Raw genomic sequence first — 12732 nt, forward strand, 5'->3', positions numbered from 1 at the left:
GGGCGTCGGGGCCGGGGCGGGCGCCGGGGTCGGCGTAACGATCACGGCCGGGGCCGGGGCGGGCGTCGCGACCGTGGTCGACGGACGGGCGACCGGCACCGGGGTGGTCGCCCTCGGGTTCGTCGGCGGGTTGGTCGGCGCCGGGGCCGGCGTGGCCGACCCGGAGGCGACGTGCTCGAAGGCGCCGACGTCGCGGGGGCCGTAGCCCGGCAGCTTGAGCCCACGGCTGACCGGGTTGGGGTTCTGGAAGTTCCCCAGGAGGTCGGTCTGGGTGGCGACCGACGCCAGGGCGTTGTTGATGGCGGCCGAGTTCTGCAGGAGCCCGAAGTTGGCGCTCAGGTAGAACTGCGCCGGGCCGTCCGCGCCGGGGCGGGGATCGACGGGCGAGACGAACGCGGGCCAGCCGGTGTAGTTGCCGAGGTTCGCGGCGGCGTCGGCGGCGTTGGGGCCGAGCTTCGCCACGTCGAACCCGTTGCCCACGTTGTAGGCGGCCCACCAGGGGAGCGTGTCGCTCTGGCCGTTGCCCGAGAAGAGGTTGTTGTTGAGGATCAGGTGGTTCGGCGTCGACGACATGACGCCCAGGCCGTTGCGGCTCGGGGTCTGGTCGTGGTTCTGCCAGAAGATGTTGTTCGCCACGTAGGCCTGGTTCGAGCCGGTGGTGGCGTCGTTGATGGCCCGCAGGCCGTAGGTGTTGTAGGCGAACGTGTTGTTGATCACGTTCACGGTGGAGGTGGCGGAGGTCGGCGTGCCGCCGAGGTCCTGGACGATCAGGCCGGTGGTGTTGCCGACGATCGCGTTGTTGACCAGGGTCGGGGCGCCGGGGGCGGAGGCCGAGGTGCCGACGTAGACGCCGACGCCGGAGTTGATGAAGTAGTTGCCCTCGACCCGGACGGCGGAGCCGTCGAGGTACAGGCCGACCGAGTTGAGGTTGGCGAAGCCCAGCGCCGGGTCGCCGATGAGCGACGAGGCGATGGTGAGGCCCTGGATGCGGGTCTCCAGGGCCGCCCCCGTGGTCGGGTCGATGAAGGAGGTCAGGCCGCTGGCGTAGACGCTGACGACGCCGTCGGTGGCGTTCGGGCGGATGACGGTCCGCAGGGCGTCGCCGCGAACGATCGAGGCGTCGGTGCTGGCCACGCCGGCGGAGACCAGGCTGACCTGGTTCCGCATGATGACCGACTCGGTGTAGATGCCGGGCAGGACGTACACCGTGTCGCCGAAGGCGGCGGCCTGGATGGCCTCGTTGATGGTGGCCCAGGGGTTGGCCCGGCTCCCCTCGGGGGCCGTCGGGTCGGTCGTGTAGCCGGCGCCGACGAAGGTCCCCCGCGCCGTCGACGGGCTGTAGACGGCGAAGACCTGGACGAGGTCCTCGCCCGGCATGTTGCCGGCGATGTCGCGGATGCCGTCCTGGCCCGTCCCCAGGATGGTCAGCTGGTACAGGCCGTTGGTCAGCGCGGTCGCGGCGCGGAAGGTGATCCGCTCGCGGCCCTTGCCGCCGCCGCCGCCGAGCGCCGCCGAGTCGAGCAGCTGGACGTCGATGCTGGAGGGGTCGATGGCGATCGTCGTCCCGCTCTCGAACGTCCCGTCGGCCCCGGCCCGCACGAGCTGGATCTGCGTCGCCGTCAGGCGCGTGAGGTCCAGGTTCTTGTTGGCCGAGATCTGGAAGCGGTAGTCCGCGGGGGGGTTGGTGATCACCGAGCCGGCGCCCGGGCTGTCGATCGTGACGACGACGGGGACGCCGCCGTTCTGGGGCAGGGCGTCGTCGACGACGAACGGCGTCTGGGCGGAGGACAGCAGGTTGTTGGAGATGTTGCCGCTCTGGTCGACGATCCGGACGCGGGCGACGTAGTAGCCGCCGACCGAGCCGGGGATCGGGACGAGCTGGCCGCTGCCGCCGACGTTGTAGGGCGACGACCGCAGGGTCGAGCCCACGGCGACCCAGCCGGTCCCCGCGGCGTCCTGGCCGACCGTGACGGCGAAGGAGCCGTCGTCCAGCGTCCGCCCCGTGCCGGCGTTGGGCCGGATGAACGAGCGCAGGTTGGCCGGGGCGGAGTCGGCGGACCAGTAGGTCGTCCGGTCGCCGTTGCCGTTCAGCGAGACGATGCCGATGTCGACGATCGCGGTCTGGCCGCCGAGCGGGACGAGGCCCGTGTTGGTGTTGCTGATCGAGCCGACGAAGGTCGGCGTCGTGTCGCTGGTCACCCGGTCGCCGACGATGTTGCTGTCGCTCTCGGCCGAGAGGCCGAACGTCCCGGGGACGACCTGCGAGGGGACCGTGTTGATGATGAAGGTGCTGTAGAAGTTCCCGCCCGGGTCGCCGTTGCCCGAGGGGAGCGGGCGCTGGACGCCGGTCGCCGGGTCGTTGCCGTTGGTGAGGTTCTCGCCGTCGAGGGCGACGCCCTGCGGGTTGGAGAGGACCTCGGAGCCGGAGCCGACCAGGACGAAGCGGTAGGCGTCGCTCGCCAGGTTGATGCCGCTGTTGGCCAGGCTGACGCGGATGAACCGGCCGTTGACGTCGTAGCTCAGCAGCCCGGCGAGGCTGATGAACGAGCCGGGGACGTTGTTGCCGGTGCGGCCGAGGGCCTGGAGCCGCACGGTGTTGGCGTTCACCGAGTTGGGGTCGATCGGGCTGTCGAAGCTGAACTGGACGTAGTCGGGCGTCCGGTTCGAGCCGGCCGTGCCGCCGACCGAGTAGAAGTCGCGGAAGGTGACGAGCCCCGCGGCGCCGACGTAGATCGCCGTGACGGCGGTGACGCTGGCGGGGTTGAGGTCGACGTACTCGAACGCGCCGATGTCGGTGAACGGGTTGGCGCCCGTCCCGGTGTTGGGCGTGCCGGGGGAGTCGATCCGGATGAAGCCGCGGAGGTCGCGGCGCCCCAGGCGCTGGGCCGGGAGGCGGGAGTAGTAGAACGTCCCCGGGATGTGGTTCGGGTCGGGGATAGCCGGCTCCTCGAGCGTCGGCGCCCAGAGGTCGTCGATCCCGAACGAGCCGGAGCCCGGCAGGGTCAGGATGCCGACCGACGGGTAGACGAGCTGCCCCGCCAGGTTGGGGCCGATCTCGCTGCGGCCGCCGTCGATGGCCGCGGAGCCGGGCTGGATCGCGAAGTTCAGGGTCGCCGGGTCGACGAACATGGGGTCGCCGAACCGGGGGCTGATGTTCCCCGCGAAGCCCTCGCCGGGCGAGGCCTGGACGTTCCGCGCGTTGTCGTCGAACAGGTTGTACTGGAGCTGGGCCCCGTACTGCTGGCCGACCACCTGGATCGCGATCGACGAGGAGGTGCTGAAGATGTTGTTCATCAGCAGCGAGTAGGCGTAGGAGTCCGAGTTCTGGCCGTTGAAGCCGGGGGCCCAGACGTACACGCCGGTGGGGTTGTTGTAGAACGTGTTGTTGAGCAGGACGACGAGCGACGGGATCGGGCCGTCGACGTTGTTGCTCGACTGGGCGTTGCCGCGGACGCCGACGGGCATGTTGGAGATGGTGTTGTTGTACATGTACAACAACGTCGCCTTGCCGGCGAACGGGACGCGCTCGCCGCCGACGATGGCGGTGCTCGCGACGTAGGACATGGCGCCCACGGTGGAGAACGAGTCGAGCTTGGAGCCCGAGATCCGCAGGCCCATGCGGACGACCCGGTCGGTGAGGGCCTCCAGGCCGCCGCCCTCGACCGCGACCCCGCTGATGTAGCGGATGTCGGCGTTGTCGATCAGGCTGCCGCCGCGGGGGTCGGTGAGATCGTCGGTCGTCCGCGAGTTGGCGCCGACGGTGATGAAGCCGCCGTCCCCGGGCTGGGGCTCGGTCAGGCTCTGGCCCGCGTAGCGGGTGTAGGGGCCGACCGGGTAGCTGTTGAGGATGCGGTTGTTGACCACGCCGCGGGCGGTGGTGCCGACGGTGGTGTCGCGGAGCGAGGTGATGATCACCGGCACCCGCTGCTGGCCGATGCTCTGGTCGCCCGGCACGCCGAGGATGCGGATCTGGGAGTTGACGCCCGGGTCGATCAGCGGGTTGACGTCGCTGGTGACGCCGTCGTCCACGCCGATCAGGAAGCCGGCCCCGCCCCAGACGGCCGCGCCGTCGACCGGGCCGTTGTCGACGTTGCCGGACCGGACGTTGGTGTTCTCCGTGAGGAGCTTCACGACCACCGAGGCGCCGGGGTTGGCGATCCTCGTCCCGTCGGCGAGCAGGGTGCCCGGCAGCGCCGACTGGATGGTCAGGGTGCGCCCCTGCGGGACGATGGTCCCGCGGAGGACGTAGGTGATGTCGGTCAGATCCCAGAGGGCGTCGACCGACTGGTTGGAGCCGAACCGGGAGAGGTTCGCCTCGACCGGGCCGACGAGGGCGTAGTCGGACGCGGCGTTCGTGACGAAGGTCCGGTTGGCCAGGACGGCGAGGCCGTCGATGCCGTTCCGCTCCATGACGTTGCCGCGGAGGAACGGGTGGCCGGACAGCAGCGGCCGGAGCGGGTCGCCGGCCAGCAGGCCGTCGGGCTCCACCTGGATCGCCGCGTCGAAGTTGTCGTGGAAGTCGTTGTTGGTGACGTAGACCCGGCTGCCCTGGGCGCCGGGGCCGCGGTTGACGTTGTAGGTCGTCTCGAACGTGATGAGCGAGAGGACCGACTGCATCGGCAGGGTCACGTTGGACGTGTTGACCGAGCCGCCGCCGTACCGGAACTCGGCCGCGTTGATGACGGCGCGGGAGCCGGTGAGGATGCCGACGCTCCCCCACACCCCGGGGCCGAGCTGCACCGGCGGGGTGCCGCCGACGACGTTGATCGGGCTGGGGACGAGGGTCGTGGTCGCGGAGTTGTCGTACAGCGACGTGAACAGGACCTTCGGGTCGTCGGCCGAGAGGGGCTCGAAGTTGTCGCTCTCGGGCGAGTAGTTGTTGTCGGCGTCGAACTTCCGCATGTAGTCGCGCGAGCCGACGTTCAGGCTGGCCTGGTAGTTCAGCACGCTCAGGGCGCTGTTCTGGCCGAACCGGAGCATCGTGCCGGAGTCCACGTTCAGCCGGTCGGCGACCCAGCGGGTCTGGCCGCCGGTGTTGACGGCGAGCTGCTGGCCGACGATCAGCTGGGCGAGCACGACCAGCGGCAGGGGCTGGAAGAAGGTGTACTCGGCGCCCGCGACCTGGCCGTTGACGGCGAGCCGGGTGGCGTCCGTCGGCTGGATCCGGCCGTTGTCCTGGGCGATCAGCCAGAGGCCGTTGATGCTGTTGTTGCGGACGGTGACGCGGCGGATCAGCGGCCCGCGGGCGACCTCGTCCTCGAGGAACGAGTCCATGTCGGCGCCGATGGCGCCCTGGGTCGCCCCCGCGGCGCCGGTGTCGGTGATCGACGTGTTGGTGATGGAGGGGCGGGTGTTGTACAGCGTCACGCCGCTGTAGGTCCGGCCCGAGCTGCGCGGGACGGCGCCGCCGCCGTAGCGGAGCGTCGCGTAGTTGATCCGCGACATCAGCTCGTCGGCCCCGCCGATCGCGGCGCGGACGGGGTCGGACGGGTTCTCGCCGATCCCCTTCAGGACGCCGTCGACGGGGAAGTTGGCGGTGGCCTGGCGGGTGCCGGTCCGCTGGTTGTAGTTGCGGAAGACGACGCCGCCCCAGTCGCCCGGCCTGGGCGTGGTGTTGGGGTTGCCGTTCGTCGGGCCGCCCGCCTCGGCGGAGGCGTCGTTGTACGACGTGATCAGCACGCCGTTGCCGGGGATGGACGAGCCCTGGATCTGCAGCGCCGAGCCCTGGTTCTGGACGAACAGCGAGGCGTTGAACGCCTTGAGGGTCGTCCCCGGGGTGAAGACGAGGGTGGTGTTGAACGGCACCGAGGCGCTGGCGTCGTTGTACGTCTGGGGGCCGGCCGGGGCCTGGAGGACGAACGGCTGCTGGGTGACGACGCCGGTGACCGGGTTGCGCTGGGGCGTCCCGGGGATGGCGATCGTCACGACCGGCCCGGTGTGCGCGAGCTGCGAGGCCGCGTAGAGGACCGAGCGGTCGAACCGGCCGTTGCCGTTGCGGTCGTAGTTCGGGTTGAAGCCCGAGAGGAAGAACCGGCTGTCGTTCAGGCCGCCGTTGGGGTCGCGCGTCGGGTTGGCCGGGGCGCGGGCGGGGTCGCCCTCGGGGGCGAGGGTGGAGTACGGCTTGGCGAGGCTGCCGTCGGGGGCCGTCGAGGGGTCGAACGGATCCTCGACGTAGTCGGGCCGGGCGTAGAGGATGTGGCTGGTGGCCGCGACCACGAAGCCCATCATGTACGCGCCGCCGGCCACGCCGTCGCCGGTCATCCGGCTGACCGGGGCGGGGGTGGCGTACCCCGTCGTCAGGAGGGTCTCGTAGTTGTAGATGTTCCGGTCGCCGGGGAAGATCCGGGCCGGGTTGGTGGAGAAGCCCCTGAACTGCGAGCTGACGGTGCTGGTCGGGTTGCCGAGGAACTCGCCGTCGAGCTGGTTGCCGAAGACGTCGCGGATCGTCCGGTCGTCGCCGCCGGTGCCGGAGTCGTCGGCGTTGGCGATGTAGACGCGGTAGTAGTCCGGCGTCGAGGCGAGCGTCGGGGAGGTCAGGACGAGGCGGGTCCCCTGGGGGGTGCCGGGGCCGGCCGGCCGCCAGACGCCGCTGGCGGGATCCTGGTAGTAGAGGGTCGCGGTGGTGCCGGCGACGATCGTGAAGCCGGAGCCGGTGTCGCGGAGGTCGTCCTGCCCGAGGGTCCCGAAGTTGCCGTCGGGGACCGAGCCGGGGGCGTCGGCCGAGCGGACCAGCGAGAAGAAGTCGGCGTAGTCGATCGGGACGCCGTTGCGGGCGTAGGGGAGCGGGTTGGAGAAGTCGAACATCCAGCCGCGCGGCGGCGCCAGGGCCCGAGTCCCGGCGACGTCGAAGTAGGCGCCCGGCCCGCCGATCGAGTTGTAGGCGTTCGGGTCGGGCGAGTCGGTCATCGCCATGTTGGTGATGTAGACCGGCTGCTGCTGGAGGTTGAAGTTGATGACGTAGCTCGGCACCAGCTCGTTGCCGGCCGCGTCGACCAGGCCGGACCGGCGCTGGCCGTCGATCGTCCGGCTGCCGTAGGCGATGAACGTGTAGCGGCCCGCCGGCAGGCCCGGCGCCAGGGTCAGCCGGACGCGGCCCTTGTAGGAGACGATCGAGCCGCCGCTGACGGACGGGGCGTCGGGGATGTAGGTCGCCTGGGTGATGTACTGGCTGATGTTGATCATCCGGCCGTCGATCTCGACGAACAGCTCATAGTTGCCGAGGTTCTCGGCCGAGCCCGCGGAGAGCGCCGGGTAGATGACGTTGCTGGGGGTCGCCAGGTATCCGGCGGCCTGCCGCGACGGGTCGACGACGTCCAGCTCGATGAACGGCAGCGAGGAGATGGCGCTCTGGCCGTTCGGTTCGATGAGGACGCGGTGCCCCAGCGCGTCGGTGTTGTACGCCGACTGGACGTAGGGGCTCGTCCTGTCGACCCGGAACGCGCGGTCGAGCTGCGAGGCGGCCCCGGGCAGCGGCGGCTGGTCGGACTGGCCGACGACCACCGCGCGGGCGCGCTGGAAGCCCTCGGGCAGGTAGGTGTTCGGGATGAAGCTGAACGCGCCGTTGGCGTCGGTGACGCCCGTGACGTCGGGCGTGCCGGCGAAGCCGCGGCCCCCGGCGCCGACGCTCAGGTTGAAGGAGCCGCCGTGCAGCGAGTTGAACTGGATGTAGTACGCGAGGTTCGCGACCGTCCCCGGGAAGCTGCTGTAGACCTGGCCGCGGAACAGCGGCGTGGTGTTGCGGGTGTTGGAGTCGCCGCCGATCCCGGTGTCGTTGATCGACGAGGAGTCCAGCGCGAACAGCGTGATGACCGGCGCCGAGACCTGGAGGAAGCCCAGGTCCTGGAGGAAGCTGCCGCCGTTGGTCCCGTTGCCCGAGGGGAACGAGCCGGAGAACTCGCCGTCTAGCTGGTTGCCGACCGCGTCCTTCACCCCGTTCGGCCCGCTGATCACCACGATCGCGTAGCTGTCCGAGGGCAGGGCCGTCTGCGGCAGGGCCGAGAGGTCGAGGATGGCGGTGTTCGTCGCCGCGTCGTAGCGGATCGTCGTCCGCGGGTCCAGCGACAGGTTGACCAGCCGGGGGTCGCCCGACCACGAGGACGCGCCGTTGCGGCGCACGATGATGACGTTCTCCCGGGTGATCGTCGCCGGGTTCATGGGCTCGTTGAACTTGACCATGACCTGGCGGCCGAGGGTGCTCGTGGAGGCGACCCTGGGCCCGGAGACGTCATTGAGCCGGAACGAGATCAGCGGCGACTGCCGCAGCGTCTTGCCGTCGACCGAGCGGATCGGCCCGGAGACGACGTACTGGTACAGCCCGTTGGCGGTCGTCGCGGAGTTCGGGTTGTAGGCGATCGAGATCGGGAACCGGACGACGGTCGGGGTGGTCGGGTTGTCGACGGCGATCGGCCGGCCGACGGTCACCGTGACGCCCGCCGGCAGCCCGGGGAACGTGAGGTTCTGGGGGACGACCGTGGAGAAGTTGATCGCCTTGCTGAACGTCACCTCGACGTAGGAGGGCACCGACGTCAGCGTCTGGTTGACGGGCGTGGTGGACGCCACCGTCAGGACGTCGACGGCCGAGATGGCCTCGACCGCGTTGATGAGGCCGTAGCCCGCCTGCGCGTTCCAGTTCCCGGTCCCCGCCCCGTTCATCCCCCGGGCGGAGGCGATCAGGCCGGCGCGGACCTGCGAGACGGTGAGGTCCGGGACGCGCTCCATCATCAGGGCCGCCACGGCGGCCGCGTTGGGCGCGGCGGAGGAAGTCCCGAAGAAGCTGGGGAGATCCTGCGAGAGGTTCGTCTGGGTCGCCGGCTGGCCCGGGAACGGCGGGTTGTTGGTCTGGATGACGTCGCCGAAGAAGGTCGTGTTGCCGCCGTCGGGAGCCGTGAAGACGGGGTTCCGCGGCGTGATCGGCGTCGCCAGCAGGTTGCCCACCGAGTCGCGCACGATCCGGCCGGGCCCGAACGAGCTGAACGGCTCGCTGGCCAGCGGCTGCTGGTTCAGGAACGGGGAGGGGGCCCACCACGGGGTCGCCCCCACGCCCATCGAGTTCGGGGTCGTCTCGTGGCCGAAGGAGGTCACGTAGGCCGTCCCCCCCGCCGTGCCGAACTGCTGCGAGAATTCGACGGGGAAGTCACCCCACTCGCGCATCCAGATGTTGCCCGGGTCGGCACCGCTGACCACCCGGACGACCACCGTGTAGGTGCCGGCGCTGGGGATCGTGACGAACTGCCAGGGCATCTGGGTCGCCGTGGTGTCGTCGGCCCCCTGCGCGACGACGGCGCCGGAGGCGTCCAGGACGTAGACCTGGACGTTGGACGTGACGGCGTTGGTCGAGCCGGCCGGCTGCTGGGTGGCGAACGGCTGGTCGAACTGGAAGATGAAGCTCGAGTTGTCCGCGACCGTCGTGATCGGCAGGCCGGTCGCGACCGCGCCGCTCCCGCCGTTGAAGTTCATGTAGCGGCTGGCCGCGCCGTCGTTAATGGCGGCGATCGTCGCATTGACGCCGCGGAACCGCGACAGATAGCCGTTGTCGGACGAGTTGCCCGCGGAGGTGAAGTAGGGGATGTTCCGCGCCACGACCGAGTTGACGGCCTGCGAGACCATGCCGTCCTGGAAGAACGGCTCGAACGCGTTGGCGACGTCGTCGACGATGATGTCCGACCCGGCGTTCGCCAGGGCGACGATGTTGTTGGCGAAAACCAGAGTGCCGCCGAACGCGGTGGCGAACTGGAGGCCCGCCCCCGGCGCGATGTCATAGATATTCTGGGCCATCGCCCGGCCCTCGTCCGAGGGGTCGGCGGAAGTGCCCTCGGCGACGATGCGGACGTTGGCCGGCAGGTCGCCGCTAGCGACGTCGGCGTCGTAGCCCCCCAGGCGGTTGAAGCTATCGCTGAGCACGCCGACGGTCACCCCGGCGCCGGAGACGTTGTAGCGCGTGGACGCCACGTCGGCGAACATCGACTGCTGCGCCTGGTTGTTCGCCGTCCCCTGGGCGTGCGTGATCGACCTGATCTCGGCCCGGCCGGAGACCAGGCTGGGGATCTGCGCCGTGGCCGGGAGCTGGTTGATCGGCATCCACCCGACCACCATCCCGTAATGGGCGCTCGAGGCGGTGACCCGCATCCCCTGGTTCATCACCGTCCGCTGGAACGACGCGAAGTCGCCCCAGGTCGTGAGGCTCATCAGGACCGCGCCATCGCGGAATTCCAGGTGGGGGAACTTGGCCGCGAGCGCCTGGTCGCCGTGCGTGCCCGACTGGAACGCCTGATAAACCTTGATGAGCTGGCCGCCGAGCGGGGCCATCGGGCCGTTGCTGATGTCGCCGATCTCGGTCGCCGTCGGCCGCCAGATCGGGTTGCCGCCGGCGAAGGCGTCAATCGCCAGGAGGAGCCTCCCCTCCAGCCACTCCAGCCGGGGGGAGGAGCCCTGGCGCTTCACCTGCTTCTTGCCGCGACGCCGATTGGGCCCCTTCTCACCACCATCCGCCTTGAAGCTCCCCATCGACAGACTCCCCCGGTTTGCGTGGGAGGGACCGCCGCGAGGCGACCGCCGCGTTACGCCGCGGCACGCCCCGGACCGGCCCTCCCGCCGTCAAAGGTGACCCAATCCCCTCTCGCGGGCGCGGCGACGTCGAGGAAGTCCCTCGCATCCGTCCCGGCCGCGCGGCGCGTCGCTGCCGTCCCCTAGCGAGACCGCCCGCGCCCGCCCCGGCTCTATCTCCGCACGAGGGCCCCCGGGCGGCCCTCTCGACTGTCACATCCCCGGCCCGGCCCGCCGGCGGCGACCCGACGGCCCTCGCGAGCCGCCCCGTCCCCGCCCCGATCCCCGGCCTCGATCCCTCATCGCCCGCCGTCGCCCGCCCCAAAGGCCGCGCGCCGACCGGTCAACCGAATTGTGTGAATGGCTCCATGCACGCAGTCAATGATGATTGTCGATTTTCCGTTCGTCAATACCCCGCGCCCGGTTTTTTTCGAGGTGTGCGTCGATGGGTGTGGCTTCGGGCGGACGGGGTGCGCGCCATGGTTCGGATATGGCGACTCATTCGAGAGTCTGCAACGCGGCCGGGGGATGTCAAAAATCCAGCGTGAAAGGGGATGCGCGCCGCTCGGGGCTCCATCGGTCGGGAGGGTCGCGCGCCGGGGCGGCCGATTTCCCCGGCCCCGGCGCTTCAGTTTCCGGCGTCGACGGCCGACGCCTCGACGCCCAGCCGTCGCAGCTCGGCGACGAGCCCGGCGGGGTCGCGATAGACGATGCCGAGCAGGCCGGCGTCGCGGGCGCCCTGGACGTTCTCCTCCACGTCGTCGATGAAGACGCACCCGCCGGCCGGGACGCCGACGGCCTCGACGCACGCCCGGAAGAACTCCCGCCCCGGCTTCATCGCCTTGACTACATAAGAGAGGACGACGTGATCGAAGGCCGCGAGGGCCTCGCGGAACTTGTGCCGGTAGAAGGCGGCGTGGAGCGCGTTGGTGTTCGAGCCCAGGACGAGCGTGTAGCCCCGGGCCTTGAGGTCGGCGGCGACGGCGGCCACGGGCTCGTTCAGCTCGAAGATGTCCTCCCAATCGGCGACGAAGTCCGCGAACGGCACGTCCAGGCCGACGGCCGCCTGCACGCGCGTCGAGAACTCCTCGGGCTCGATCGCGCCGGCCTCGAACTCCGCCAGGATGGACTTCATCCCCTTCGCCTCGACCAGCTCCCGGAAGGCGTCGGCCGTCATCCCGAGCCGTGCGCCGAGCTTCCCGAAGATGACGTCGTAATCGAAGAAGCCCAGGACGTTGCCGAAATCGAACATGACGACCGACGGGGGCATGGCGTCAATTCCTCGGTGCGGGGTCGACGTCCGGCTCGGGGCCGACGGACCCCATGGCGCGCCAGACGTCGGCGTCGATGGTGGGGGCGACGAGTCGCGCGGAGCCGTCGAGCATCAGCACGTTCACGCCGCCGACGTGGGCGCTGGTCGAGCCGATGTCGGACGAGCGGCCGTCGCGGGCGACCCTCGGCGAGGCGGCGCCGGGGGGGCGGGCGTGGGAGTAGAGGGTGTACCGGAAGTCGGCCGGGAGCCACGTCGAGCCGGCGTCGCCCCGCCAGTCCACGGCCGAGGGTGCCTCGGCCAGCGACGAGACCAGGCCGTAGTTCACGCGCGAGGGCGCGTCCCGGCCGTCGCCCAGCAGCCGCTCGGCGAAGGCGGCGGTGAAGGCCATGCCGTCGCGGCGTTCGACCTCGTGGAGATCCATCGGCCGGCCGAGCGCGAACGGGCCGTCGGTCCCCTCGGGGTCGGAGCCGACGCTCGCGCGGTAGCTGTTCGGCGCGGGGAAGCGCCCGAAGGCCACGGCGTCGCTGGGGCAGAGGAAGCCCGCGACGATCCCGCCCGCCGGCGCCGCGCCGCCGGAACGGGGCGCGTCCTTCTTCAACGCGTCCACCCCGAGGAAGTCGGCCACGCCGAGCGCGTCGAGCATCTGGCGCTTCGGGCTCGGCGGGGCCTCCTCGATCGGCCGGTCGACGGCGATCGGGAGCCCGACGAACGGCAGCGACCCGGACAGCTCCTGATAGGAGAGGAGGGCCTGCCCGATCTGCGCCAGGTTCCGCCGACAGGACGCCAGCCGCGCCGTCTCCCGCGTGCGCGGCAGCGCCATGAGGACGAACAGGATCACGACCACGACCACGGCGAAGCCGACGACGACGTCGGCCGGGGACACGCCGGCGCGCCGGCGTCGGGACGATGGGGACGGT

General features: G+C 70.8%; 3 protein-coding genes. All 3 read right to left on the bottom strand.

The genetic code is table 11. The features are described from left to right. Positions 1-10503: S8 family serine peptidase (locus WG209_RS02025; protein ID WP_337173323.1), on the bottom strand; the 10503-nt coding region annotated here is incomplete at its 3' end. A gap of 667 nt (positions 10504-11170) precedes the next feature. Continuing rightward, the gene (locus tag WG209_RS02030; RefSeq protein ID WP_337173324.1) at positions 11171-11812 is read right to left on the bottom strand and encodes an HAD family phosphatase; all 642 of its coding nucleotides are present in this window, start codon (positions 11810-11812) and stop codon (positions 11171-11173) included. Positions 11813-11816: 4 nt separating this feature from the next. Continuing rightward, positions 11817-12698, bottom strand: a complete 882-nt coding sequence (locus WG209_RS02035; protein WP_337173325.1) for a DUF1559 domain-containing protein — start codon at positions 12696-12698, stop codon at positions 11817-11819. Between the last annotated feature and the right edge of the window lie 34 nt (positions 12699-12732).

The sequence above is a fragment of the Paludisphaera sp. genome (assembly GCF_037189885.1).
Taxonomy (GTDB): Bacteria; Planctomycetota; Planctomycetia; order Isosphaerales; family Isosphaeraceae; genus Paludisphaera.